Raw genomic sequence first — 24,571 nt, 5'->3', positions numbered from 1 at the left:
GTTCAGTTCTTCCTGACAGGAGTGATGCCAAGGTCCGCCGGACCAAAGGCATGGGGCAGCAATGCCGCGACGCTATGTTCGACTATCTGTCCGCCATCGGGCGTCGCGCAATAGATGGCCAGCGGGCGTCCGGCCATCTGTTCGGCTTCGTTCATGACCTGGCGGCAGCGGCCGCATGGGGTGACGATCGCCTGGCCAGCGCCATCCATGGCGCCGCCGACCACGGCGATGGCGGCGACATCGGCGAAGCGGCCCTGCGCATTGACCGTCGCCAGCGCGACCGTTTCGGCGCAGAGCGACAGGCCATAGCTTGCATTTTCGAAATTGCAGCCGGTGACGATGCTGCCATCGGTCAGCCGCACCGCAGCGCCCACGGCAAAGCGGCTATAGGGCGCATGGGCGTTGGCCATCGCCGCGCGCGCAGCCGCCACCAGTTCCGCAATTTCCGCCTCGCGCGTCATGGCGCCACCACATCCCATCTGACCGGACCGTCGATCCCGTCGATATGCCGCATGTCGCTGGCTGTCCACATCACCCAGCGCCTGGTGGCGTAATCGGGCGGGAAGAAATTGCCGTCCAGCCACAGTGTGCGGTTGATGCCAGAACCGATGTCATAGCTTTTGTCGAAATCCTCGGTCACGTTGAGCAAGACCGTCTTGCCCGCATGGCTTTCGACCAGATTGACCAGCGTATTGAGTTCCGACAGCAATAGGTCGCGCCCCGGTCGCGCGGTGCAGGTGGGGTCGAACGCCAGGCGGATAACCGGGGGCAGGGCGGCATTGTCGCGCGGCACCGTGGTCATGAAGCGGGTCGCCTGATCGCTGGCCAGCCGACACAGGCTGAATTCCAGCATCGCGCCATAACGCATCCCGGCGGTGCGCGCGCCGCGCCAGTTAACGGCAAAGTCCGGGTCGCGCCAGTCTGCGCCCTTGGCCGCACGGATATAGGCGAAATCCGCCCCCTGCGCCGCCAGCGTCCCCCAGTCGATCGGGCCATTGTCGGAACTGACGGTCAGCCCCTGCACGGGATAATCGTCCCGGCTCGGCGCCCAGTTGCGCGCATAGAAGAACAGCGCCAGCGCCAGCACGGCAACCAGCGTGAGCGCCAGCGCGACACGGACCAGCAATCCCCCCAGAGTCAGTCGCCCGATTGTCCCTACCCCTTGATATGCAGCACGCAGATCAGCGTGAACAAGCGACGCGCCGTATCGAAATCGACCTCGATCTTGCCCTCCAGCCGCTCACGCAGCATTTCCGCCGCGTCATTGTGAATGCCGCGCCGGGCCATGTCGACCGTTTCGATCTGCGCGGGCGAGGCATTGCTGATCGCCTGATAATAGCTGTCGCATATGGCGAAATATTCGCGAATCGGTCGCCGGAACCGGCCCAGCCCCAGGATGACGGCTTCGAGCGGGCTGTCATCGTCGCGGTTGATCTCTATCACCAACCGGCCTTCCTCGACCCGCAGCACGACCTTGTAAGGCCCGGCATAGCCGTCGGGATGCACGCGCTGGGGCGCGAACATATTATCCTCCAGCAGGTCGAAGATCGCGATGCGCCGTTCCTGTTCGACGTCGGCATTGCGCCACAGGATCGTCCGCTCGTCGAGCTTGATGTCTATGATGCGCGGGTCGGCCATATTGCGATCAGCCTCAGTGCGGCGACGGCCCGCGAAATGCAAGCAGGACTTGGCGATCATGCGCAAATGCGCGGCGGGCATCGCAGGGGCGGGCACTTATCCACAGCTAGCCATCGTCGTTTCGACCTTGGGCCTTGCACGCGGGCGGCGGGGGGAGGAATAGAGGGGCATGGTCGAAGTCGTAAAAATGAACAACGCCGCAGAAGCCGGCGCCCCTGAACTCCCCCGCAATGTGGAGGCGGAAGCAGCCCTGCTCGGCGCGCTGATGATCGACAACCGGCTGGCGGAGGATGTTCAGCTCAAGATCAAGGCAGAGCATTTTTTCGAGCCGATGCATGGCCGCATCTATGACGCGATCATGAAGCTGCTGGACCGCGACATGGTCGCCAATCCAGTGACGCTCAAACCCATGCTGGATCAAGACCCGGCGCTCAGGGAACTGGGCGGGGCGGGCTATCTGGCGCAGCTGACCGGCAATGGCGCTGCGTTGATCGGCGCGCGCGATTTCGCATCGCAGATCTACGACCTGGCCCTGCTGCGACAGCTTGTCAGCGTTGGCCGGGAACTGGTTGAAAATGCAATGGACACGAGCGAGGATGTCAATCCCCGCGAACAGATAGAGGCAGCCGAAGTCGCGCTCTATAAAGTATCCGAAGGGGAAGGTGAGGGCGGATCGGTCAAGAGCTTTCTGGCCGCCTCTACCGCCGCCGTGCAGGTTGCCGAACGCGCGCTCAACAGTGGCGGCCATGTGTCGGGCATCACGACCGGCATCAACAGCCTGAACGCGAAAATCGGTGGTCTGCACAATTCGGACTTGATGATTCTGGCCGGACGCCCCGGCATGGGCAAGACCTCGCTCGCCACCAACATCGCCTATAATGCCGCGTCCCGCTGGCTGCGCGACAATGCGGACGGCATCCCGCCCGAAAAGAATATGGGGGCCAAGACTGCCTTCTTTTCGCTCGAAATGTCCGCCGATCAGCTGGCGACCCGCGTGCTGGCGGAGCAATCGGGGATCAGCGGCGAAGCGCTACGCATGGGCAAGATCAGCCGCGCCGATTTCCAGAACCTGTCTCGCGCCGCGCGGGAATTGCAGGAACTGCCCTTGTTCATCGACGATACGCCGGGCCTGACCATCGCGGCGCTGCGCACCCGCGCCCGCCGGTTGAAGCGCCGCCACGATGTCGGCTTCATCGTCGTCGATTATCTTCAGCTGTTGCAGGGCACGGGGCGCGGCAACGAGAATCGCGTCAACGAAATTTCGGAAATTTCCCGTGGTCTCAAGACCTTGGCGAAGGAACTTCATGTGCCGGTGCTGGCCCTGTCGCAGCTAAGCCGCGCGGTCGAACAGCGCGAAGACAAGCGACCGCAACTGTCCGACCTGCGCGAATCCGGCTCGATCGAGCAGGACGCGGACATGGTTTGGTTCGTGTTCCGCGAAGATTATTATGAAGCGGCCAAGGAACCCAAGGTCGAGGATGAAGCGGCCTATGCCGTCTGGCGTGAGAATATGGACCGCATCTACGGTTTGGCCGAAGTCATCGTCGCCAAGCAGCGCCACGGTTCGACCGGCCGCATCCGCATGAAGTTCGACGCGCGCATCACGCGCTTTTCCGACATCGCTGACGACAGTTATCAGGATCTGGACTACGAGTAATTCCTCCCTTGCAAGGGGAGGGGGACCGTTTGCGTAGCAAATGGTGGAGGGGTGTCGCCCTATCCTTGGGGTGACACCCCTCCGTCTGACCTTTGGTCAGTCACCTCCCCTTGCAGGGGAGGATTTAGAAGTTATCCCATCTTCGCCCGCGCCGCGACGCGCGCTTCCAGCATCGACAGCGGCATCGCACCTTCCTCAAGGATGGCGTGGAACTGCTTGATATCGAAGCGGTCGCCCATGGCCGCCTGCGCCGCGGCGCGGGCTTTGGTCCACACGCCATGACCAACCTTGTAGCTGGTCGCCTGGCCCGGCTGGGTGCAGTAACGTTCGACCTCTCGCTGGCAACGCGCCTGGGTGAAGCCTGTCTTTTCAACCATATAGGCGGTGGCCTTTTCACGGCTCCATTGCTTCGAATGAATGCCGGTGTCGACCACCAGCCGCGCTGCGCGGAACAGGAAGGATTGCAGATAGCCCGCCCGGTCGAGCGGCGTGGCGTAGCCTTTCAACTCGTCCGACAATTGCTCGGCATAGAGCGCCCAGCCTTCGCTATAGGCGCTCATGAAGGCGGTCTTGCGCAGCATGGGAATATCGCCTGCCGTCTGCGCGGTCGAAATCTGCAGGTGATGCCCCGGCACCCCTTCATGATAGTTGAGCGCGGGCAGCGTATATTTGGGCCAGTCGCCAATCGCCTTGAGATTGATGAAGAAGATGGCCGGGCGTGACCCGTCCAGTGCCGCGCGGTTATAATAGCCGTTCGATGCGCCATCCTGAATTTCGACCGGCACTGCGCGGATTTCCAGCGGCGTGTCGGGGATCGTGGCAAAGGCCTGCGGCAATTTCGCCTGCATCAGCTTGGCTTCGGCATTGAGTGCGGCGATCAGGTCGCTGCGCCCCTGCCCGGTATCGGGATAGAGCTGCGACGGATCGGCATTGAGCGCGGCCAGCCGTTCGCCGACGCTTCCCTTGCTATAGCCCGCACCTTGCAGGATCGTATCGAGTTGCGCGCTGATGTCGGCCACCTGTTCGACGCCCATGGCTTGAATCTCCGCCGCCGACAGGTCGGTCGTGGTCGCGCTCTTCAAGGCAGCGGCATAAATCTCCTCGCCGCGCGGGGTGCGCCATACCCCGTCGCCGGCCGCCGTCCTGGGCCGCAGCCCTTCGATCATCGCAATCTGTGCGTCGAGCGCGGGGTAGATGCTCTTTTCCACGATCGCCGCCGCCGGGCCCTGCCAGTCGCCGCTGATGCCTTTCGCCGCCGCGCGCTTGACCAGCGACTGGACCAGGCTGCTGCTCGCGGCAGGCTGGTCACGCAGCTTCTTCATCTGGCCCAGCGTCAGGTCGAGCGACCAGCCCGGCGCCAGATAACCGCGTGCCGCCTCGTCCCTTTGCATCGCGCTGTCGGTACGCAGGTTGCGGGCAAAGGCCTCCAGCCGCGCCAGATAGGCGTCGCAATCAGCGGCGGCGTTGATGGTGTGGGCCGTGTTCAGGAAATCGGGCGTCGAAAAATAGCTGCCGCCCTGCTGAAAGATGCGATAGGGGCGCACCGCGCTATTGAGGCCGAAGGTCGCGGGAGCAACCGTCTGCTGCCCCAGCGAATAGAGGATCACATCCAGGTTAAGCTGCTGCGGGGCGGACAGATTGGCTGTCTTGAACCCCTCCAGTTCCTTGATCGCCGCCTGCGTCATTGCCAGCCGCTTCATCATCGCCGACTTGCTATTGTCGTCCAACTGGCTCTTCGCCCCGGCCCGCGCGCCCTTATCCAGCCCCAGGCTGGTCACGAAGGTGGGGGACAGGTCCAGTTGCCGATCGAAAATGGCGGTGAAGGCCGCCGATAGCCGCGCATCGTCGCTGCCTTGCGCAAAGGCGCGGGGGGCAGCGACGGCAATGGCGACGGCGCCGGAGGAGAGCAGAAAATCACGACGGTCCATGGCAGAGGCTCCCTTATCTTTGAATAGGGGAGACTCTTAAGCCGCAGATGCGATCCGTCCAGAGGCTTGTAATAAAGTTACGCAGCCACAATGGAAGATTACGCAGCGCCGTCAGAATACCGGCATATTGGCGGGGTCTTCCGGGTCCACGACCGGGATCGGCGTGACGGGGGAGTGGATGCCGCATTCCACCTTGTCCCATCCACGCCAGCGCCCCGCGCGCGGATCTTCACCCGGCAGAACCTTCGACGTGCAGGGTTCGCAGCCGATCGACAGATAGCCTTGGGCCTCCAGAGGGTGGCGGGGCAGGGCATGTTCGGCGAAATAGGCCTCCAGATCATCCTTGGTCCAGTCGCCCAGCGGATTGATCTTGAGACGTCCGTCCTCGACCTCGAAACGGGGGAGATTCTGGCGGGTCACTGATTGAAATGCCTTGCGCCCGGAAATCCAGGCGTCCAGCCCGTCCTTGGCGCGCTTCAACGGCTCCACCTTGCGGATGTCGCAGCAGCCATCGGGATCATAGGACCAGCGCAGGCCGGTCTCGTCCTTCTTTGCGATCACGTCGGCAATCGGCGTCACCGTGCGGCTGTCGGTAAAACCGAAAGCGTCGATCAGCGTGTCGCGATAGGCCAGGGTTTCGGCAAACATCTTGAGCGTATCGACGAAAATGACCGGCACGCTCTTGTCCGCCTCCGCCACCAAATGCAGCAGCACTGCGCTTTCGGTGCCAAAGGAGGAAACGACCGCGACATTGCCCGCCAGCCCTTCGGCAAAGACGGATTTGAGCATGTCCAGCGTACCTACACCCTCAAACCGTGCATTGAGCGCGTCCGCATCGGCCTGCGTAAAGGCGGGGCGGGCGTCGATGATGTCGAGCGTGCGGGCGGCTTCAGCCATTGTGTGTCTCCGGGTGCCGCTTGGCCCAAATGGGCGTGCGGCCATCGATCGCCTTTTGATAGACGTCGTCATAGCGGTTGAGGGCGCGATCGACGGCGGCATCGTCCAGCGCCTTGGCGGGATGAAAGCTGTCAAAACCGCAGCGGCGCATGGCGACGATCTGGTCGACCAGCACATCGCCTACCGCGCGCAATTCGCCGGTATAGCCCGCTTCGCGCAGGATACGCGCCGCCGAATAGCCGCGCCCGTCGCCAAAACCGGGGAAATTGACCTCTACCAGCGAAAGGCGGTCCAGATGCGGCAGCAATTCGCGTGCATCCTCGCCCGGTTCGATGCGGACGGCGGTGGCGTTGGACTGGCCAGTGAAGGATTCGACCGTCACGGCGGGTTCTTGCGTGGACTCGCCGTCGCGGAAGGAGAGAAATTCAACCATCTTACAATTTCCGTTCGGGCTGAGCGAAGTCGAAGCCTTTGCCAGAGCGAAGCGAAGGCGCTTCACTACGTTCAGCGGAACCCTTCGACAGGCTCAGGGCGAACGTCTGTTGTGTATAATCAACCATAGATCGCCTCCTTGAAGGGCTTCATGCCGATGCGGCGATAGGTGTCGAGGAAGCGTTCGCCGCTTTCCCGCTCGGCCAGATAGATGTCGGTGACCTTCTCGATCGCATCGACCACGCCGTCCTCAGAAAAGCCCGGCCCGGTGATCTGGCCCAGTGACGCATCCTCCGCGCCCGATCCGCCCAGCAGCAACTGGAAATTTTCGACGCCCCTGCGGTCCACGCCCAAAATGCCGATATGCCCGGCATGATGATGGCCGCAGGCATTGATGCAGCCGGAAATCTTGAGCTTCAATTCGCCAATCTCCGCCTGCCGATCCGCAGCGGCGAAGCGGGACGCGATCTTCTGCGCCAGGGGAATCGACCGCGCATTGGCCAGCGCGCAATAGTCCAGGCCAGGGCAGGCGATGATGTCGGTGATCAGGTCCAGATTGGCCTCTGCCAGGCCCGCCGCGACCAGCTTCTGCCAGACGGCACGCAGGTCCGCCTTCCTCACATGCGGCAGCACCAGATTCTGTGCATGGGTGACGCGCAGTTCATCGAAGGAATATGTCTCGGCCAGATCGGCGACGAGCGCCATCTGCTCCGCCGACGCATCGCCGGGGATGCCGTCAATCGGCTTCAGGCTGATGTTGACGATGGCATAGCCGGGGGCCTTGTGGGCCGCGACCTGCCGGTCGACCCACAGCGCGAACGCCCGGTCGCTCCGGTCGATCTCGTCGGACAGGCCGCTTTCATAAGCGGGCGCGGCAAAGAAGTCGCGGATGCGCGCCAGTTCCTCGACCGGCGGATTGAGGCCCAACGTGCGCATATGCGCAAATTCTTCCTCGACCTGCCGCTTATACTCCTCGACGCCGATTTCGTGGACCAGGATCTTGATCCGCGCCTTGTACTTATTGTCGCGGCGACCATAGCGATTATAGACGCGCAGGCAGGCTTCCAGATAAGAAATAATCTCATCTTCGGCCACGAAGTCTCTGATAAGCGGGGCAACCATTGGCGTGCGCCCCATGCCGCCGCCGGCATAGACTTCCGCGCCGACCACACCATCGCGCTCGACCAGTTTCAGCCCGATGTCATGCAGCCGCATCGCCGCGCGGTCATCGTCCGACGCGATCACCGCAATCTTGAACTTGCGCGGCAGATAGGTGAATTCCGGGTGGAAGCTCGACCATTGGCGCAGCAGTTCGGCCCAGGGGCGCGGGTCCGCGACTTCATCGGCGGAAACGCCCGCATATTGGTCGGAACTGATATTGCGGATGCAATTGCCGCTGGTCTGGATGGCGTGCATCTCCACCGTCGCCAGTTCGGCAAGGATGTCCGGCGCATCGGCCAGCTTGATCCAGTTATATTGCAGATTCTGGCGCGTGGTGAAGTGGCCGTAGCCCTTGTCATATTTGCCCGCAATCTCGCCCAGCTTGCGCATCTGCTTGCCCGACAGCGTGCCATAGGGGATGGCGACGCGCAGCATATAGGCGTGCAACTGGAGATAGAGGCCGTTCATCAACCGAAGCGGCTTGAACTGATCCTCGGTCAGCGCGCCGGTCAGGCGGCGCTGCGTCTGGTCGCGAAATTCCTCGACGCGGGCGTCGACGATGGCCTGGTCATAGCTGTCATAACGATACATGGTTCAGATCACCCACTTGCCGATGTCGGCTTCGGTTGGTTGTTCGACAAGGTCGGGGCGCACGGTCGGCCCGAACGCGCGGATGCGATCCTTGATATGCGCCGGGCGGACGCCATCCTCGTCACGCGTCGCATCGATCACATAGGCGCCCACGACGCGCAGAGCGGCCTCTTCCGCGCGCGCCAGTTCATCGCCATGCGTCCCGACATCGGTCGCATCACTCACCTGCCGTGACCAGCCGTCGCCAGCCCACCAGATGACATCGCCCGACGCCAGATCATTACCCGTCAAAATCTTCACGAACGCGTCTCCGCCCCATATTCCTGTCTTTGCGCCCACCCCGCCAGCACATCGCGTGCCAGCGCATAGCGCGCCACTTCACCCACGACGATCAGCGCCGGGCTGACCACCGCTTCACGTTCCACCATGTCGCCAAGGTCGGCGAGCAAGGTGCGCAGCGTGCGCATGTCTGCGCGCGTGCCATTTTCCAGCACTGCGACCGGCAAAGCCGGCGACACGCCATCGGCGATCAGCTTGTCGGCGATCTGCGCCGCCGTCGCCACGCCCATATAGATGACGAGCGTGCGGCCCTTGCCCGCCAGCCCGGACCAGTCCTGATCGCTCAGTCCCTTGCACTGGCCCGCCACGAAACTCACTGCGCTGGATGCATCGCGATGGGTCAGCGGCAGTTGCGCCTGCGCCGCGCTGCCGATCGCAGCGCTGACGCCCGGTACGATCTCTACCGGCACACCCGCCGCGCGGCATGCTTCCAGTTCCTCGCCACCGCGCCCGAAGATGAACGGATCGCCGCCCTTCAACCGGACGACGCTTTCGCCCGCCAGCGCAGAACGCACCAGCAGCGCGTTGATCGCGTCCTGCGGCATCGAATGGCGGCTGCGCTGCTTGGCGACGCTGATCAGTTCCGCGTCCGGGGACGCCAGCGCCAGAATCTCTTCCGACACCAGCCCGTCATGCACGATCAGTCGCGCGTCGCGGATCAGCCGCACCGCCTTGATCGTCAGCAGTTCCGGGTCGCCCGGTCCCGCGCCGACCAGATGGACGGTGGCGGGGGTGGCAGGATCGGATGGTTGGTCAGCCATGGTCGCCATGTGGACAAGGCGCAGGCGAAGTTCAATTCAGAATGGTTATGCGGGGGACTAGGAAATCTTGTCGGGGCGGGGTCAATCGCCCATCGCACTGACATCAATGTCCTTCAGCCCGACGCCGATCGAGGCGCGCGGCTGCTCTATTTCGGCCGATACGACCGGATAGGCGCAATAATCGGCGGCATAATAGGCGCTTGGCCGGTGATTGCCCGAAATGCCCACGCCCCCGAACGGGGCGGAGGATGACGCGCCATTGGTCGGGCGGTTCCAGTTGATGACGCCCGCGCGGACATTGGCCCAAAACTGGTTATATTGGTCGGGCGTCCCGCCGATCAGGGAGGCGGACAGGCCGTAGCGCGTATTGTTGGCCTCCGCGATGGCATCGCCAAATTCCGCGACGCGGATTACCTGGAGCAACGGCCCGAACAGTTCGACATCGGGCCGTTCCGTCATGGCGGTCACGTCGATGATCGCGGGACTGACAAAGGGCAGACCCTTTTTGGGCCGCACCATATGCTTGATCGGCTTGCCCCCATTGCTCATCAGCCACAGGAAACTCTCGGTCAGCCCGTCGGCGGTCGCATTGTCGATCACCGGACCCATATAGGGGGTGGGATCGGCATGGGGATGATCGACGATCAGCCGGTCGGCCAGCTTCTTGACCTCCGCGATAACGGCGTCGGCTATGCTTTCCTTCACGATCAGGCGGCTGGCCGCCGTGCATCGCTGCCCGCCCGACAGGAAGGCCGACTGCACCACCAAGACGGCGGCAGCATTGATTTCCGGCGTATCCCACACGACGATGGGGTTGTTGCCGCCCATTTCGAGCGCCAGAATCTTGGATGGCTGCGCGGCAAATTGCCGGTTGATCGCAATCCCGGTCTGCGCGGACCCGGTGAACAATATGCCGCCCACATCAGGATGCGCCGCCAGCGCCTTGCCCGCGTCCGGTCCGCCCAGCAGCAGCCGCATGGCATCCAACGGCACGCCCGCCTCATGGTAGAGCTTCACCAGCATCTCGCCCACGGCAGGCGTTTTTTCCGACGGTTTGAACACGACAGCATTGCCCGCCAGCAGGGCCGGGACGATATGCCCGTTGGGCAGATGGGCAGGGAAATTATAGGGGCCAAGGACGGCCATCACGCCATGGGGCTTGTGCCGCACCGATTGCCGCGCACCCAGCGCCGCCTCCAGCCGCTTTTGCCCGGTGCGTTCGGAATAGGCCGCGACCGAAATATCCACCTTGCCCATCACGCCGGCGACTTCGGTGCGCGCGTCCCATAGCGGCTTGCCGGTTTCACGCGCGATCAGGTCGGCCAGCGCATCCTCGTTCCGCCGCACGACATTGACGAAGCGCCGCAGCGTCTCGATCCGGTAAGCGATCGGTTGCGCCGCCCAGCGCGGCCAGGCTCCTCGCGCCCGCGCAACCTCCGCCGCCACATCGCCCGCCTCGCCCTGCCAGAGCAAGACGCCGGTGGCGGGTTCATGGGATGTAAGCGGTGCGACCATTTGGTGTGAACCATGGCAGAAATTGGTTAAGGAAACAGCTATCAATCATGGTCGGCGCTCCAGTCCCGGCGATCCCGCCGATGACCTGAGCGAGCCATAGGCTTCGCCCATCCGCCGGATCGCCGCGACCTTGGCGTGCAACGGGCTCCAATCGTCTCTTTCCGCAATTGCGGCCCAGATCGCCTCGACCTCGTCAATATGCATGGAGCAGGGCGCCTCGTCCGACCAATAGTCATGATCCCGCGCGCCCGGCACAGGCGCGCATCCCACCAGCGCCTCCCGAAACGCCCCCCAGGCCGCGTCGCTATAATCCGCGCCTTCGCGCTGAACCCCGCCGCGCCAGTCATGGAAGAAGCGGTCTATCCCGGTGCCGCTCGCCACCATGCCGCGCACCGCCGCCTCGACCATCGCATTTGCGCCGTCCCCCGGCACAACCCCCAGCCGCCAGCAAAAGCGGCGCGCCATCGCCTCGCCGTATAAAGCCGGAAACCGCTCCAGCTCTGCGATCAGCGGCTCCGCCTCGACCAGCGCACGCAGCGACACGGCCAGTTGCGCCACGTCCCAATGGATCGCTTCGGCCTGTCGCCCGAAGGCATAGAGACCCTGATGGTCAAAATAGGCGGCGGTAAAGCCCGCGTCCCACAAGGGCGTAAAGCGCCACGGGCCATAATCGAAACTCTCGCCCGTCACGTTGATATTGTCGCTGTTCAACACACCATGCACGAAACCGGCTACCATATAGCTAGCCGCCAGGTCGGCGGTCCGCTCGACCACCCGGCCCAGCAGTTGCGCGGGCGGATTGTCGCCCGGCTGCTCGTCATAGAGCCGCGTCAGCGCATAGTCGGTCAGCCGCTCCAGCAGCGCCTTGTCCTCATGAAAGGCCGCCCGCTGAAAGCTGCCGATGCGGATGTGTGAATGGGACAGGCGCACCATCGCCGCGCCGCGCGTGGGCGATGGCTCGTCATTGCGCTCCAGCGCTTCGCCGGTTTCGATGATCGAGAAGGTGCGCGATGTCGGTACGCCCAGCGCCTCCAGCATCTCGGTCGCCAAAATCTCGCGCACCCCGCCTTTCAGCGTCAGCCGCCCATCGCCAAAGCGGCTGTAGGGCGTCTGGCCGGACCCCTTGGTGCCCAGATCCATCAAGCGCCCCGCGCCATCGCGCAATTGCGCGAACAGGAATCCGCGCCCGTCGCCAATGTCGGGATTATAGTGCCGGAACTGGTGACCATGATATTTCAGCGCCAGCGGCCGGGGCAGCGATCCGTCCAGTGGCGCAAACCGTCCAAAATGGGCAATCCATTGGTCATCGCTCAGCCCGTCCAGGCCGACGCTTGCTGCCGCCCGATCATTGCGAAAGCGCAGGATCGTCTGCGGAAAGTCCGCAGCCGTCACCGGATCGGCTATATCGGGCATCAGCAGGTCGATTTCGCGGACGGGGCTGAATTTGGCGGCTTGCGGGATATGGATCATAAGGCGATATGGGGGTGCGACACCTGAAGGATCAAGCTTGGTCGACTATAGCGACGGATATTGGTGGTCCCCCGACGGGCTGCGGCTACACTATCGGGATTATGCCGGGGGGCATGATGGCCGCCCGCCGCTGCTCTGCCTGCCGGGGCTGACGCGCAACGCCCGCGACTTCGAACCGCTCGCCGCGCGGCTTGCCGGGGACTGGCGGCTGATCTGCCCGGACATGCGGGGCCGGGCAGGGAGCGCTCAGGCCAAAGATCCCATGACCTATGTGCCGCTCACTTATTTGCAGGATATCAGCCGGTTGCTGGCGGACCTTGCCATCACCCGTTTTGTTGCGGTCGGCACGTCGCTGGGCGGACTCATCACCATGTTGGTCGCGGCCACGCATCGCGAGTGGCTGGCGGGCGCGCTGCTCAACGATGTCGGACCGGAACTGGACGAGGCGGGACTGGCGCGCATCCGCAGCTATGTCGGCGTCAATCAGTCGCACCCCAGCTGGGTTCATGCCGCCCGCGCGCTGGAGGAAGCCAATCGCGACGTCTATCCCGCCTACGGCCTGGATCAATGGCTGGCCATGGCGAAGCGCCTCTATCGCCTGAACAGCGCCGGTCGGATCGTGCTGGACTATGACATGCGCATCGCCGAACCGATCCGGGCGATGGGCAGCGAGGCGGGCGTCGATATGTGGCCGGTCATGGCGGCCTTTCGCGATATTCCCACTTTACTGCTGCGCGGCGACCGATCCGACCTGCTGAGCGCGCAAACGGCGCAGCGCATGGTGGCGGACATTGGCGCAAAGGCGGAACTGGCAACTATTCCCGACGTCGGCCATGCGCCCGCACTGGATGAGCCGGAAAGCATCGCGGCGATCGATCGGTTGCTGGCCCGCGTCCTGCATGGCTGACAATAAGCCGCACATTCTCCACGTCCATGGCAGCTTCACCCTGGGGGGCAAGGAAGCGCGCGCCATTCGGCTGATGAACATCTGGGGTGACAAGGCGCGCCACGCGATCGTCAGTGCCGATCGGGAAGCGCTGGGCGCCCGCGCGGCGATCGATCCGACGGTGCGGGTGGACTTCCCGGCATCCCCTCCCTTTGCCGGTCGTCCGGGGGTGGGGCGCTTTCGAGATATAGCTAAATTCTTGAAAAAATACGATTTAATCCTGACATACAATTGGGGCGCGATGGACGCCGCGATGGCGCACAGAATGTTCAGCTTAGTGTCGGCCATGCCTCCGCTCATCCATCATGAAGATGGTTTCAACGCTGATGAAGCCACCGGCCTCAAGCCGCAGCGCAACCTGTATCGCCGCGCCGGCCTGGGCCGCGCCGATGCGCTGGTCGTTCCCTCCGTCCGGCTGGAAAGCATCGCCCGGCAGGTCTGGAAACAGCCCGCGGCGAAGGTGCACCTGATCCGCAACGGCATAGATACTGCCCGCTATGCCGAACCGCCATCGCCTGATGCGATTCCGGGCCTGCGCCGGTCGCCCGGCAAGCTGCTGGTGGGGACTCTGGCGGGGCTGCGCCCGGTCAAGAATATCCCCCGCCTGGTCCGCGCCGTCGCCGCCCACCGCGACCGGCTGCAACTGGTCGTCGTGGGGGAGGGGCCTGAGCGCGACGCGATAGTGGCGCAAGCCGCTGCATTAGGCCTCGACGATCTCCACATGGCCGGTTTCATGGACCAGCCGTGGCGCTTCGTCGGCCTGTTCGACATTTTCGCGCTTTCTTCCGATAGTGAGCAATTCCCGATCTCGCTGGTGGAGGCGATGGCGGCGGGCGTTCCGGTCGCTTCGATGGATGTCGGCGATGTCATCAACATGGTGGCTCCCGAAAATCGCAGCTTCGTGGTGCCGGATGAGGCGGGCCTGGCGCAAGCGCTCGGCACGCTTGCAACCGACCCGGACCTTCGCGCCCGGCTGGGCGCGGCCAATCGCGATCGCGCGGTTCGCGATTATGCGGAACAGGCGATGGTCGATGCCTATGCCAGCCTTTATGGGGAGGCTCTGGCCAGCCCTGACATTTTGCGCTAAGGCGCGCGGAAATTCGTCAATCAGTGCAAAGGCTGCTATAGCAGTGGTCTTTGCCCGGTCGAGCCGGGTGTCGCTTTTTCGCGGGAGATGTCGTTGTTCAAGGGGTTGAAGCCTATCGTCTATGGTGGCCGTGAAGTCTGGCCGCTGGTCGAGGGCGGCAAGGGTGTTGCGGTATCCAACCATGCCAGCTCCGGCGCCTGGGCGGCCGCTGGCGGCATCGGGACAGTGTCGGCGGTCAATGCCGATAGCTACGACAGCTTCGGCAATGTCATTCCCCAAATCTATCATGGCCGCACCCGCCGCGACCGCCATGAGGAACTGGTCGCCTACGCCATTGACGGCGCGGTAGAGCAGGTCAAGCGCGCGTACGAGATTGCCGGGGGCAAGGGCGCGATCAACATCAACGTCCTGTGGGAAATGGGCGGTGCGCAGCGCGTGCTCCATGGTGTCCTGGAAAGGACCAAAGGCATGGTTGCAGGCGTTACCTGCGGTGCGGGCATGCCATACAAGCTGTCCGAAATCGCTGCGTCCTACAATGTCAGCTATCTGCCGATCGTATCGTCGGGCCGCGCCTTCCGCGCGCTGTGGAAGCGCGCTTATTCCAAGGCGGCGGAATGGCTGGCGGCGGTGGTCTATGAAGATCCCTGGCTGGCCGGGGGCCATAACGGCCTGTCCAACGCCGAAGATCCCAAGGCACCGCAAGACCCCTATCCCCGCGTGCGCGACCTGCGCGCGACCATGCGTGAAGGTGGCATTTCGGATGACGTGCCGATCGTCATGGCGGGCGGCGTCTGGGCGCTCAAGGACTGGAATGACTGGATCGACAATCCCGAACTGGGCGCCATCGCCTTTCAGTTCGGCACCCGTCCGCTGCTGACACAGGAAAGCCCCATCCCCCAGGCGTGGAAGGAGTTGCTGACGCAGCTCAACCCCGGCGACATCCTGCTCCATCGCTTCTCGCCGACCGGCTTTTACAGCTCGGCGGTGCGCAACCCCTTCCTGCGCAGCCTGGAAGCGCGCTCCGAACGGCAGATCGCGTTCAGCACCGAACAGGCTGGCGACCATACCCACCAGCTCGACGTGGGGGTGAAGGGCAAGCATTTCTGGGTGACGCTGGGCGACCTGAACCGCGCGCGCGAATGGTTCGGGCAGGGCTTTACCTCGGCGCTCAAGACGCCGGACAATACGCTGGTGTTCGTCGGTGACGAGGAGCGGGCGGTGATCCGCAAGGACCAGACAGACTGCATGGGCTGCCTTAGCCAGTGCGCCTTCTCCAGCTGGATGGACAGTGAGACCAACTCGACCGGTCGTCTGGCCGATCCGCGCAGCTTCTGCATCCAGAAGGCGTTGCAGGAGGCGGTTCATGGCGGCGACCTCGACCAGAATTTGGTCTTTGCCGGCCATGGTGCCTACAAGTTCAAGCAGGACCCATTCTATTCCAACGGCTTCGTTCCGACCGTCAAGCAATTGGTCGACCGTATCCTGACGGGCGACTGATGGCGGATATTCAAGGTCTGGCGGTGCTGCATTACGACACACCGCATTTCGACGTCGTGCGACCGGGACAGTTCGTCCTTTGCGCCGTGTCCGGAGAGAGAATCGATCTGGAAGATCTTAAATATTGGAGCGCGGAATTTCAGGAAGCCTATCGCGGACCGCAGGAAGCAACTGATTCTTTTCTGCGCCATCGCGGGCCGGACTTTCGCTAATCTGCCGGGATCTGCGATTGGAATGATCGTTCAAGGGGCGCAAAAAGCGATCCGTCGCTGCCCAGCGCGGTTTCGTCGCAATTTTGCTATTCCCGCAGGGTAAAAACTGATGTAATCTTTCCATCGAGGCGACGGAGATCGCCCTTGTTGGAAGGATGTTTGTGATGTCTCGTATCGACGTCTTTGGTGATCGTATCTGCATCGTGTCGAGCCTGCTGATTGTCGGCTGGTTCCTCTACAGCACGATCTTCTGACACCCACGCGCTTTGGCGACGCGGGTTCGGCTGGTGTAACTGGCCCTATCCGTTCGTCCGGCGCATAGTGATACGCTCCGCTAATCCTGCAAACAGGGAAATCTCATGTTCAGTCACGTCATGGTGGGCGCCGACGATATCGATCGCGCCAGGATATTTTACGATGCGCTGTTTCAGGCGATTGGTGGTAAACCAGGCTTCACGGATGACCTTGGCCGCCTGATCTACATGCATAATGGCGGCCTGTTCCTTGTGACTAAGCCGATCAATGGCCAGTCGGCGACATGCGCCAATGGCGGAACCATCGGTTTTAGCATGGCCACCCCGGCAGAGGCCGATGCCTGGCACGCTGCGGGCATCGCGGCGGGCGGTACGACTTGCGAAGATCCGCCAGGCATTCGCGAGTCCAGCTTTGGCCCGCTTTATCTGGCCTATCTGCGCGATCCGTCCGGGAACAAGCTCTGCGCGATGCACCGCGCCGGTTAAGCGAAACGGGGCGCTCCACCGCGATCCCACTTCACAGGCCTCAATTCCGGTGCTGGCCTGCGATTCCGGGTCAGGCCAGCCCGTTGACGGGGACGGGCTGCACCCCGTCCGCCTCGAAACTGGCGATCGGATAGGCGCAATAATCCGCGGCATAATAGGCGCTGGGGCGGTGATTGCCCGACGCGCCCAGGCCGCCAAAGGGCATGTTGCCCGCCGCGCCCGTGGTTGGCCGGTTACGATTGACCACGCCCGCGCGGCTTTCCTCCACCATCCGCTCCCACAGGGTCGCGTCCTGAGAGATTAATCCGGCGGACAGGCCAAAGGCGGTGGCGTTGGCGACCTTCATCGCCGCGTCGAAATCCGGCACCCGGATCACCGACAGCAAGGGCGCGAAAATTTCAGCGTCCGGTCCGTCCACGCCGGTCATGTCGATGATGCCCGGTGTAACAAAGGCGGCGCTGCGCCCGTCAATTGCCGCGAAGGGCCGGATGACCCGCGCACCCCGTGCGACGAGGTCGCTGACGGCGCGATGGGCCGCAGCGGCGGCCTGATCGGACACAAGTGGTCCCATGAAGGCATCGCCCGGCTCGTTCCATGCCGCGATCGGCAGGCGCGCCGCCAACCCATCCACGGCAGCGACAATCCGACCGCCGACCGCGCCTTCCGGCACGATCAGCCGCCTTGCGCAGGAACAACGCTGGCCAGTGGTGATGAAGGCGGAATTGATGATGATCGACGCGGCTTCGTCCGGGCTATCCCATGCGATCAGCGGATTATTGCCGCCCAGTTCCAATGCCATGATGACATGGGGCCGGTCCACCAGCGCCCGTCTGAGCGCCGCGCCAGCACCGGCCGATCCGGTAAAGAGCAGCCCGTCAATGTTACCGGCTACCAACGCCTCTCCGGTCGCCCGGCCGCCCTGCACGACATTGAGCAGCCCGTCGGGCAGCCCCGCTGCGGCCCAGGCGTCAGCCATCGCTGCGCCCGTGGCTGGCGCGATTTCCGATGGCTTGAATACCACCGCATTGCCGGCGATCAGGGCAGGGACGATATGGCCGTTGGGCAAATGGCCCGGGAAATTATACGGACCCAGCACCGCCATCACGCCATGCCCGCGATGGCGCAACACCGCCCGGCCAAAGTTCATGGCGGCGGTGCGTTCACCAGTACGTTCGGCATGGGCAGCGATCGACACCTCGACCTTGGCGATCATGGACCCGATTTCGGCGTCGCTCTCCCACAGCAATTTGCCGGTCTCGCGCGAAATCAACTCTGCAAGCGCAGCCCGCCTTTCTTCCAGCACCAGCGCATAGCGCCGCGCGATGGCGATCCGCTCTTCCACGGCGCGCGCGCGCCAGCCGGGCAGGGCGGCGCGGGCCGTGGCGATCGCCCGGTTGCAGGCGGCGGCATCGTCGACCGGGCCTTCCCATATCAACGCGCGTGAGGCGGGGTCGAAGGATTGCAGCATCATGCGCTTGCGCCCGCGCTGGTCATGGCGAAAATGCCGGTGGCGTTGCCCGTGTCAAAGGCAAGGTCCAGCCTGCCTGTCGCCGGATCAACATCCCGGCTGATAAATTCGTAAAAGGAGCCCGGCACGTCGCGCAACGCCCCATCACCGAACAGCCGCTCGACGCTATCGGCCCTGAATGCGGTCTGCCGTACCCGGCCGGTTGCAGAAATCTCCAGCCGTTCCTTGATCGGCTGACCTTCCGTCTTCAGCCGATCCGCCAAAGCGGCGACATCGGCCACACGGTCGGTTGCATGGTTGAAGGCGTTACCTTCGGTCGCGATCCAGGCCGCCTCGTTGGACCGGGACAGGAGCAGCTGATAATCGGCAAAGCTGGGCATCTCATGCTGCCGGTCGAACGCGGCGACGATCCCCGGCAATGCCGCTACTGCCTCATCCAGCGCGACTGGTTCGCCAGCGCCATAGCGCGCCAGCACGGCTTGCTCCGCATCACCCAAAGGATCGCGCGAGGTGCCGAATATCCGGGCGGCCACCGCGCCGAATTCCGCATCGAACCGGTCGACATGCAGTTCGGACAGGAAGAATTGCGGGATGGCTTCGGGCCGGTCGGCATGCACATAGGCGCGCCCGGTCATGCGCAGCCGGTCGAGCGGATAGATGGCCGCCATCTGATAACCCAGCGGCTGCAATATCCGGGTGAAGGCATCCTCGCCGCCTGGCAGCGCGCCGGTTGGGCCATGCGGCAGGCGGATCGTTCGCAGCGCGCCATGGTCGAACATGACCCGGCCGCCACGCGCGACAGTATCGGCGACATAGGCCGCGCCGCTGCGCACCCTTTTCAACAGATCATCGAACAGGGCGATATTCATCGCCATCGCAAAGGCCGCGCGCGACACCGTAGCGCCTTGCTCCGCCAGCAAGGCAGGATCGATCGACAGCGCATCCAGCGTCCGCCGTCCCGCCACTTCGCCCAGCGTCGCCAGCGTTAGTGCAACGACATGGCCATCATTCTCGTTCGACATAGATTGCTCCCGGTGACAGCCACCTTATCTCAGCCTATGTCGTATTTTCCAAATGGTGACCTGTCATCTGTTGATGCGAGAATGGAATGAATGACGATCGCAAATGGCTGCCATCCATGACCGCGCTGACCAGTTTCGAGGCGGCGGTGCGTCATGGCGGCTTTTCGCGTGCTGGCGAAGCGATCGGCCTGACGCAAAGCGCGGTCAGTCGTCAGATCGCGCAATTGGAGGACTGGCTGGAAACGCCCTTGTTCGACCGGGTCGGTCGGCGGGTGCGGCTCAACGAAGCAGGCCGTATCTATGCCGATGAATTGCTGCCAGCGCTGGATCGCATTCGTCGGGCGACGGCGCGCATGACCATGCGCCGCTCGCCGGGCGCGCTGCGGATAGCGACCCTGCCCAGTTTCGGCATGCGCTGGCTTGCGCCGCGCCTGCCGCATCTGAGCGCCCTGCATCCCCAACTGGTGGTGGATTTCGCCGCGCGGTCGCAACCGTTCGATTTCGCGCAGGAGGAATTTGATGCCGCCATCCATTTCGGCACACCCGACGAATGGCCGGGCGCAGCGATGGATTTCCTGTTTCGCGAAGAGGCGGTGCCGGTCTGCGCGCCGGGCTGGTTGGCCGCGCACCCCTTGCGACAGCCCGCCGATCTGCTGACGGCTCCGTTGCTCAGTCAGAGTTCGCGGCGCGATGCCTGGGCGCGCTGGTTCGCATCGGTGGGCGTGGAGGCCGGGACGCTGCCGCCCGGTCCCGCGTTCGAACATTTCCTGATGCTGGCGCAGGCGGCTGCGGCGGGGGCAGGGGTGGCGCTGATCCCCAGTTTCCTGATCCGGCCGGAACTGGATGCAGGCGCTTTGGTCATCCCGTTCGCCCGGCCATTGTCGAGCGAGCGAGCCTATTATCTCGCCCGCCCGCTGGACGCACCTGTCCATCCGGCGCTCAGCCAGTTTGGCGACTGGATCGTGGATCAGGCCAGGATGGCCTGATGCTCACATCTTCTTGGGAATACAGTCTGCGCCTGCCGCCTTTATCCGGCTGCACAGGCGGCTGGCGTCATTGCTGCTGGCAACCGGCCCGGCTTGCAGCCGTGTCACCGCGCCAGCCTTGACCAGATAGGGCTGATAGGCCGACAGGCCGCTGACCTTGCCCGTCAACTGGCCCCACAAAGCACGAGCGCGCCCGTCTTCGCTGAACGCACCCAGTTGCACGCGCCAGCCGCCCGATGCGGCGGGCGCAGGGACCGGGTTGGCGGGACGGGGTGCCGGCGGTGTCGGCTTGGGCTTGGCAACGGCGATCTGCGGCGCAGGCTTGGGCGTAACCGGGGCCGGCTTGGGCGCTGGCGGGGTGACGACGGGCTGTGCGACGGGTTGGGCGACGGTCGATGGCGGCAAATCGGTCTTGCGTATGCCGGATGGCGTGGGCCGGGGCGGGGCGGGGCTGGCCGACGCCAGCGCGCCGCCCTTTTCGGACTGTTCCAGCGTCGCTGCCAGAGCCAGACCCTGCTTGCGCTGATCTTCCGGGATGAACTTGTCCATCTGCTCTAGGCTGGTGGTCGCCTGCGCCAGTCCGGACGTGGAGGCGCGGGTCATCAGCGCATAGGCGCGTACCCAGTCCTTGCCGATCAGATCGCCGTTGAACAGCGCCGTGCCGACAATATATTGCGCGCGCGGTTCGCCCCGCGTGGAGGCCCGCTGGAGGTAAGGCATCGCCCCTGCACGGTCGCCCTGCTGGAACATCAGCAGGCCCAGATTATCCTCCGCCCGCAAATGCCCCTGCGCCGCAGCCTTGCGATACCAGTCCATCGCGGCGTTGAGATCCGGCTGCACGCCGCGACCCAGCTTATAGGCCTGGCCCAGATTGAACTGCGCGTCAGGATCACCATTTTGAGCGAGTGGCCGCCATTCGCCGATCGCCTTGGCATAGTCGCCCTGCTGCCAGGCATCGACGCCGGTTTTCACATCGGCCATGGCTGGTGCCGCGATGCCGATCATGGCGCCGACAGCGACAGTTCCCCATATACGCTTCATATGCACATGCTCCTGCGCCAATAGATTTGCAGCGGCTATGATGAAACAAGGTTAATGTCTGATTATCACAGGCTCCTCATGCCTGAAACGACCTTAACCCTGTTGACCTTTCGTCAATCAAACTTCCTCGCCCATTAACCGAATTTTAGGCGCGGTCATGGCAAATCCTGAACGGAACTCGATTTCTGGGGGGATTTGCGTGCGGATTTTGGCTTTGGCATCGCAGAAGGGCGGATCGGGCAAGACCACCCTGTCTGGCCATCTGGCCGTGCAGGCGCAGAACGCCGGTGCGGGTCCAGTCGTGCTGATCGACATTGATCCGCAAGGATCGCTGGCCGATTGGTGGAATGAGCGCGAAGCCGAATTTCCCGCTTTTGCCCAGACGACCGTGGCGCGACTGGCTGCCGACCTGGAAATCCTGCGGCAGCAGGGTTTCAAGCTCGCCGTCATCGACACGCCGCCCGCCATCACCATGGCAATCCAGAGCGTCATTTCCGTCGCCGAACTGATCGTCGTGCCGACCCGTCCCAGCCCCCATGACCTGCGCGCCGTCGGCGCAACGGTCGATCTGTGCGAGCGTGCGGGCAAGCCGCTGATCTTTGTCGTGAACGGCGCAACGCCCAAGGCGCGGATCACGTCGGAAGCCGCCGTTGCCCTGTCGCAGCATGGCACCGTTGCCCCCATCACCCTGCATCACCGCACCGATTTCGCGGCATCCATGATCGACGGTCGCACCGTGATGGAAGTGGACCCCAAGGGACGGTCTGCGGCGGAGGTCGTGGCGCTATGGTCCTATATCTCCGACCGGCTTGAAAAGAATTTCCGCCGCACGGTCTTTTCCGTGCCCCAGGGCAGCGTCGGTACCGTCGCAAGCCGTCCGGTCGGCGGGGGCTTCGGTCGCCGCGTGATCGGCCAGTAAGGGGACGCATCATGGGTGAACCCAGACCTCTCGCATCGCTCACCTCCGGTCTGCTCGCCCGCAAGGGCGCGGCCCAGCCTGCCATGCGCCGCCCGATGCTCGGCTTTGGCCGCTCGGCTGGCGCTACCCTTCAGCAGGATGATCTGGGCTGGAATGACATGGGGTTCGACGTCGAACCAGCGCCGTTGCCGACGGATGAGCCGCCGGTTGCGATCGGCCTGACGCCGATGCCTGCAGCGCTCCCCGTTTCAGCCCCGGTCCCGCCCGTCGTCATCGAGCGCGAGGAGCTGGTCGAACGTTTGGCGGGCAAGCCTGCGCCGCGCAAAGCGGCGGCCGATGCAAGCGCGAAAGCCAAGGCCAGCCGCAAAGCGGCCTTCACGTTGCGTATCGACGCGGATCGTCATCTCAAACTGCGGCTCGCCTGCGCCATCACTGGCCGCTCGGCACAGCAGATCATTACTGAATCTCTCGACAATTTTCTCAACGACCTGCCGGAAATTGACCGGCTGACACAGCAGTTGCCGCATATGCGCGGCAACCAGTGAAAGAAGGGTGGGTAGGACTATGAAGCGCAACACATTTGCAAAGGCGGCGATTTCATCGTTGCTGGTCGCCACGACGATGGTTGGCTGCACCGGGGCGGCTTTCCGTCCTTCTGCATCGGCTGTCCAGCAAAAGGGCAATCCGGCAAAGCTCGCCATCGCCGCCGAAAAGGCGCTGGCCGATCGCAACGGTGACAAGGCGATCGCGGCGGCAGAGGCCGCGGTGCAGTTCGCGCCGCAAAACGCCGCCTATCGGCAGATTTTGGGCCGCGCCTATGTGCTGGCCGGACGTTTCGCATCCGCCGAAGCCGCGCTGACCGACGCAATGACGCTGGGTGACAACGATGCGCGCACGATCGTCAGCCTGGCGCTGGTGCAGGTCGCGCAGGGTCGCGCCGATAGCGCGCGCAGCCTGTTGCTGGCCCATGCCGATACGGTGCCTGCGGGCGATTATGGTCTGGCGATGGCCATGGCTGGCGATGCGCCCGAAGGCGTCCGTGTCCTGTCCGAAGCCATTCACGACCCGTCCGCCACTGCCCGGACCCGCCAGAATCTGGCCTATGCCTATGCGCTGGCTGGCCGCTGGAAGGATGCCCGCATGATCGTGGGCATGGACCTTGATCCATTGGCCGCGAACAAGCGCATTTCCGACTGGGCGCAGATTGCCGAACCCTCGCTCGCGCCGCAGCGCGTCGCCGCGCTGATGGGCGTCACGATTGATGCCGCCGATGCCGGCCAGCCAGTCGCTCTCGCGCTCGCGCCCGCTGGTCCAGCGCCAGTCGAAATGGCCGCTGCGCCGTCCGATGTTGCGCCACCCTTGGCAGAGCAACCGGAAACGCCGGTGCAGACCGCCATGGTCGAGACCGCTCCACCTGTCGTCGAAGCCGCGCCGATCGTCCAGCCCGCGCCTGTCCGCGTCGCGGCCCGCGACTTCATCATCGAAGATCATCGGGCCAAGCCAGTGGGCGCAAAGGCCCGTGCCAAGGCGCAGAACGCCGTCGCGTCCGCGACGCAGCCAGCCGCGCGGATGCAGCAGGTCGCCTTCATCAAGCCGGTCAGTGCTGGCGCCAGCAATTGGGTCGTCCAGTTGGGTGCCTATGACACGGCGGCGATCGCCAAGGAAAAATGGATGAACATGGCTGGCCGCAGCAGCGCGCTGGCCGCTTTCCCGGTCCTCACCAGCCAGGCGACGGTCAAGGGCAAGTCCTTCCACCGCCTCGCCATCAGCGGCTTTGGCAGCCGGGCCGACGCGGTAACCGCCTGCCGCACCATTCAGTCGCAGCACGGCCAGTGTTTCGTGCGTGAAGGCGCGCCGGGCGCGACGCCGCAGCGCTGGGCCATCGCGACCAAGGGCCGCCAATTCGCTTCGCGCTAAACTTCCTCTCCCATAGCGCAACCTTGAAGCGCGCGAGGCCATGGCTTCGCGCGCTTTTTCTTGCGGGTTTGCGACCGACCCCGATTGACTGACAGGCTGAAACGAGGCTGAGTGGAGACTGCATCAGCCCGATGGGCCGCAAAACGGCCAACGCGCAGCGTCGCTGAAGAGCGTTGCGGCGACCTGTTATCAGCTTGCGATAAGTTGCAAGGTTTGACAGACTAGTTAGGTTGATTCGAAGATAACTATGCCGCGCAAATCAGCGGTCAGATTTATACGAAAAAGTCGGAAATAAGCGGGTCGCGTCGCTCACGTTCTAGTCATCCCGGTTCAAAGTGCCGGTGTGA

General features: G+C 63.8%; 24 protein-coding genes. 10 read left to right on the top strand and 14 right to left on the bottom strand.

The genetic code is table 11. The features are described 5' to 3' along the window. Positions 1-2 precede the first annotated feature (2 nt). The 3 genes from FE851_RS08490 to FE851_RS08480 are packed head-to-tail and all read right to left on the bottom strand — an operon-like array spanning position 3 to position 1,638. Positions 3-530 carry a cytidine deaminase gene (locus FE851_RS08490; RefSeq protein ID WP_353955675.1) on the bottom strand — a complete coding sequence of 176 codons (528 nt, stop codon included), beginning with the start codon at positions 528-530 and terminating at the stop codon, positions 3-5. Beyond that, positions 458-1,126, bottom strand: coding sequence for a GH25 family lysozyme (locus FE851_RS08485; protein ID WP_019053249.1), 669 nt, complete (start codon positions 1,124-1,126; stop codon positions 458-460). The genes FE851_RS08490 and FE851_RS08485 overlap by 73 nt, the downstream gene beginning before the upstream one ends. Before the next feature lie 29 nt (positions 1,127-1,155). Further along, the gene (locus FE851_RS08480) at positions 1,156-1,638 is read right to left on the bottom strand and encodes a UPF0262 family protein (RefSeq protein ID WP_026002280.1); all 483 of its coding nucleotides are present in this window, start codon (positions 1,636-1,638) and stop codon (positions 1,156-1,158) included. Positions 1,639-1,807: 169 nt separating this feature from the next. Between FE851_RS08480 and FE851_RS08475 the strand changes: the two genes are divergently transcribed. Further along, entirely contained in the window at positions 1,808-3,295 is a 1,488-nt protein-coding gene (locus FE851_RS08475; RefSeq protein ID WP_145201613.1) for a replicative DNA helicase, read from the top strand. A gap of 131 nt (positions 3,296-3,426) precedes the next feature. On the opposite strand, the gene FE851_RS08470 is transcribed toward FE851_RS08475, so the two are convergent. From FE851_RS08470 to FE851_RS08435, 8 genes are all read right to left on the bottom strand, one after another. Next, positions 3,427-5,223 carry a DUF885 domain-containing protein gene (locus FE851_RS08470; RefSeq protein WP_145201609.1) on the bottom strand — a complete coding sequence of 599 codons (1,797 nt, stop codon included), beginning with the start codon at positions 5,221-5,223 and terminating at the stop codon, positions 3,427-3,429. A gap of 111 nt (positions 5,224-5,334) precedes the next feature. Next, positions 5,335-6,120, bottom strand: coding sequence for a phosphoadenylyl-sulfate reductase (locus FE851_RS08465; protein ID WP_017182510.1), 786 nt, complete (start codon positions 6,118-6,120; stop codon positions 5,335-5,337). Next, positions 6,113-6,553 (bottom strand): DUF934 domain-containing protein, encoded by a 441-nt coding sequence (locus FE851_RS08460; RefSeq protein WP_017182509.1) that lies wholly within the window; start codon positions 6,551-6,553, stop codon positions 6,113-6,115. Before FE851_RS08460 ends, FE851_RS08465 begins: the two co-directional genes overlap by 8 nt. Positions 6,554-6,672: 119 nt before the next feature. Continuing rightward, the gene (locus FE851_RS08455) at positions 6,673-8,304 is read right to left on the bottom strand and encodes a nitrite/sulfite reductase (protein ID WP_145201607.1); all 1,632 of its coding nucleotides are present in this window, start codon (positions 8,302-8,304) and stop codon (positions 6,673-6,675) included. A gap of 3 nt (positions 8,305-8,307) precedes the next feature. Then, on the bottom strand, positions 8,308-8,604 hold the full coding sequence (locus FE851_RS08450) for a DUF2849 domain-containing protein (RefSeq protein ID WP_017182507.1): 297 nt from the start codon (positions 8,602-8,604) through the stop codon (positions 8,308-8,310). After that, entirely contained in the window at positions 8,601-9,413 is an 813-nt protein-coding gene (gene cobA / locus FE851_RS08445) for a uroporphyrinogen-III C-methyltransferase (protein WP_145201604.1), read from the bottom strand. The genes FE851_RS08450 and cobA overlap by 4 nt, the downstream gene beginning before the upstream one ends. Before the next feature lie 72 nt (positions 9,414-9,485). Beyond that, entirely contained in the window at positions 9,486-10,919 is a 1,434-nt protein-coding gene (astD, locus tag FE851_RS08440) for a succinylglutamate-semialdehyde dehydrogenase (RefSeq protein ID WP_145201601.1), read from the bottom strand. A 45-nt stretch (positions 10,920-10,964) separates the two neighbouring features. Then, complete coding sequence (locus FE851_RS08435) at positions 10,965-12,389, bottom strand: protein adenylyltransferase SelO (RefSeq protein ID WP_145201598.1); 1,425 nt, start codon at positions 12,387-12,389, stop codon at positions 10,965-10,967. A 37-nt stretch (positions 12,390-12,426) separates the two neighbouring features. On the opposite strand from FE851_RS08435, the gene FE851_RS08430 reads away from it, so the two are divergent. The 5 genes from FE851_RS08430 (at position 12,427) to FE851_RS08410 (ending at position 16,871) form a co-directional block, all read left to right on the top strand. Further along, positions 12,427-13,296, top strand: a complete 870-nt coding sequence (locus FE851_RS08430) for an alpha/beta fold hydrolase (RefSeq protein WP_145201596.1) — start codon at positions 12,427-12,429, stop codon at positions 13,294-13,296. Then, positions 13,289-14,422: a glycosyltransferase gene (locus tag FE851_RS08425; protein ID WP_145201593.1), complete on the top strand. Its 1,134-nt coding sequence runs from the start codon at positions 13,289-13,291 to the stop codon at positions 14,420-14,422. The genes FE851_RS08430 and FE851_RS08425 overlap by 8 nt, the downstream gene beginning before the upstream one ends. 93 nt (positions 14,423-14,515) lie before the next feature. After that, positions 14,516-15,919: an NAD(P)H-dependent flavin oxidoreductase gene (locus tag FE851_RS08420; RefSeq protein WP_026002278.1), complete on the top strand. Its 1,404-nt coding sequence runs from the start codon at positions 14,516-14,518 to the stop codon at positions 15,917-15,919. Beyond that, complete coding sequence (locus FE851_RS08415) at positions 15,919-16,131, top strand: DUF2093 domain-containing protein (RefSeq protein ID WP_017182500.1); 213 nt, start codon at positions 15,919-15,921, stop codon at positions 16,129-16,131. Before FE851_RS08420 ends, FE851_RS08415 begins: the two co-directional genes overlap by 1 nt. A gap of 359 nt (positions 16,132-16,490) precedes the next feature. Further along, entirely contained in the window at positions 16,491-16,871 is a 381-nt protein-coding gene (locus tag FE851_RS08410; protein WP_145201590.1) for a VOC family protein, read from the top strand. A gap of 70 nt (positions 16,872-16,941) precedes the next feature. Here FE851_RS08410 and astD (FE851_RS08405) read toward each other — a convergent pair whose 3' ends face one another. Continuing rightward, on the bottom strand, positions 16,942-18,342 hold the full coding sequence (gene astD / locus FE851_RS08405; protein ID WP_145201587.1) for a succinylglutamate-semialdehyde dehydrogenase: 1,401 nt from the start codon (positions 18,340-18,342) through the stop codon (positions 16,942-16,944). Beyond that, positions 18,339-19,361, bottom strand: coding sequence for a 2-oxoadipate dioxygenase/decarboxylase family protein (locus FE851_RS08400; protein ID WP_145201584.1), 1,023 nt, complete (start codon positions 19,359-19,361; stop codon positions 18,339-18,341). Before FE851_RS08400 ends, astD (FE851_RS08405) begins: the two co-directional genes overlap by 4 nt. A gap of 86 nt (positions 19,362-19,447) precedes the next feature. Here FE851_RS08400 and FE851_RS08395 point away from each other — a divergent pair, with 86 nt between their 5' ends. Then, entirely contained in the window at positions 19,448-20,347 is a 900-nt protein-coding gene (locus tag FE851_RS08395; RefSeq protein WP_145201581.1) for a LysR substrate-binding domain-containing protein, read from the top strand. Positions 20,348-20,350: 3 nt separating this feature from the next. Here the strand turns inward: FE851_RS08395 and FE851_RS08390 are convergent, their stop codons facing one another. Next, positions 20,351-21,388 (bottom strand): SPOR domain-containing protein, encoded by a 1,038-nt coding sequence (locus tag FE851_RS08390; RefSeq protein ID WP_186378780.1) that lies wholly within the window; start codon positions 21,386-21,388, stop codon positions 20,351-20,353. 199 nt (positions 21,389-21,587) lie between these two features. On the opposite strand from FE851_RS08390, the gene FE851_RS08385 reads away from it, so the two are divergent. Genes FE851_RS08385 through FE851_RS08375 form a run of 3 tightly spaced genes read left to right on the top strand, consistent with a single transcriptional unit; the run spans position 21,588 to position 24,224 of the window. Further along, positions 21,588-22,307: a ParA family protein gene (locus FE851_RS08385; protein ID WP_026149730.1), complete on the top strand. Its 720-nt coding sequence runs from the start codon at positions 21,588-21,590 to the stop codon at positions 22,305-22,307. 11 nt (positions 22,308-22,318) lie between these two features. Continuing rightward, complete coding sequence (locus tag FE851_RS08380; protein WP_145201575.1) at positions 22,319-22,852, top strand: hypothetical protein; 534 nt, start codon at positions 22,319-22,321, stop codon at positions 22,850-22,852. Between the two features lie 19 nt (positions 22,853-22,871). Further along, a complete protein-coding gene (locus FE851_RS08375) occupies positions 22,872-24,224 on the top strand; it encodes an SPOR domain-containing protein (protein ID WP_145201572.1) in 1,353 nt (450 codons plus the stop codon). Positions 24,225-24,571: the final 347 nt, after the last annotated feature.

This window comes from Sphingobium sp. B2, from assembly GCF_007693735.1.
GTDB classification, from domain to species: domain Bacteria; phylum Pseudomonadota; class Alphaproteobacteria; order Sphingomonadales; family Sphingomonadaceae; genus Sphingobium; species Sphingobium xenophagum.
Note: the sequence above shows the minus strand (reverse complement) of the source record. Positions and strands in the feature narration are given on the sequence as shown.

What these genes read in the sequence shown, in the direction of transcription:
- astD (WP_145201587.1), bottom strand. Translation starts at nt 18,342, where the DNA reads ATGATGCTGCAATCCTTCGACCCCGCCTCACGCGCGTTGATATGGGAA.
- FE851_RS08410 (WP_145201590.1), top strand. Translation starts at nt 16,491, where the DNA reads ATGTTCAGTCACGTCATGGTGGGCGCCGACGATATCGATCGCGCCAGG.
- FE851_RS08455 (WP_145201607.1), bottom strand. Translation starts at nt 8,304, where the DNA reads ATGTATCGTTATGACAGCTATGACCAGGCCATCGTCGACGCCCGCGTC.
- astD (WP_145201601.1), bottom strand. Translation starts at nt 10,919, where the DNA reads ATGGTCGCACCGCTTACATCCCATGAACCCGCCACCGGCGTCTTGCTC.
- FE851_RS08475 (WP_145201613.1), top strand. Translation starts at nt 1,808, where the DNA reads ATGGTCGAAGTCGTAAAAATGAACAACGCCGCAGAAGCCGGCGCCCCT.
- FE851_RS08375 (WP_145201572.1), top strand. Translation starts at nt 22,872, where the DNA reads ATGAAGCGCAACACATTTGCAAAGGCGGCGATTTCATCGTTGCTGGTC.
- FE851_RS08460 (WP_017182509.1), bottom strand. Translation starts at nt 6,553, where the DNA reads ATGGTTGAATTTCTCTCCTTCCGCGACGGCGAGTCCACGCAAGAACCC.
- FE851_RS08435 (WP_145201598.1), bottom strand. Translation starts at nt 12,389, where the DNA reads ATGATCCATATCCCGCAAGCCGCCAAATTCAGCCCCGTCCGCGAAATC.
- FE851_RS08380 (WP_145201575.1), top strand. Translation starts at nt 22,319, where the DNA reads ATGGGTGAACCCAGACCTCTCGCATCGCTCACCTCCGGTCTGCTCGCC.
- FE851_RS08400 (WP_145201584.1), bottom strand. Translation starts at nt 19,361, where the DNA reads ATGTCGAACGAGAATGATGGCCATGTCGTTGCACTAACGCTGGCGACG.
- cobA (WP_145201604.1), bottom strand. Translation starts at nt 9,413, where the DNA reads ATGGCGACCATGGCTGACCAACCATCCGATCCTGCCACCCCCGCCACC.
- FE851_RS08395 (WP_145201581.1), top strand. Translation starts at nt 19,448, where the DNA reads ATGAATGACGATCGCAAATGGCTGCCATCCATGACCGCGCTGACCAGT.
- FE851_RS08465 (WP_017182510.1), bottom strand. Translation starts at nt 6,120, where the DNA reads ATGGCTGAAGCCGCCCGCACGCTCGACATCATCGACGCCCGCCCCGCC.
- FE851_RS08390 (WP_186378780.1), bottom strand. Translation starts at nt 21,388, where the DNA reads ATGAAGCGTATATGGGGAACTGTCGCTGTCGGCGCCATGATCGGCATC.
- FE851_RS08470 (WP_145201609.1), bottom strand. Translation starts at nt 5,223, where the DNA reads ATGGACCGTCGTGATTTTCTGCTCTCCTCCGGCGCCGTCGCCATTGCC.
- FE851_RS08480 (WP_026002280.1), bottom strand. Translation starts at nt 1,638, where the DNA reads ATGGCCGACCCGCGCATCATAGACATCAAGCTCGACGAGCGGACGATC.
- FE851_RS08425 (WP_145201593.1), top strand. Translation starts at nt 13,289, where the DNA reads ATGGCTGACAATAAGCCGCACATTCTCCACGTCCATGGCAGCTTCACC.
- FE851_RS08415 (WP_017182500.1), top strand. Translation starts at nt 15,919, where the DNA reads ATGGCGGATATTCAAGGTCTGGCGGTGCTGCATTACGACACACCGCAT.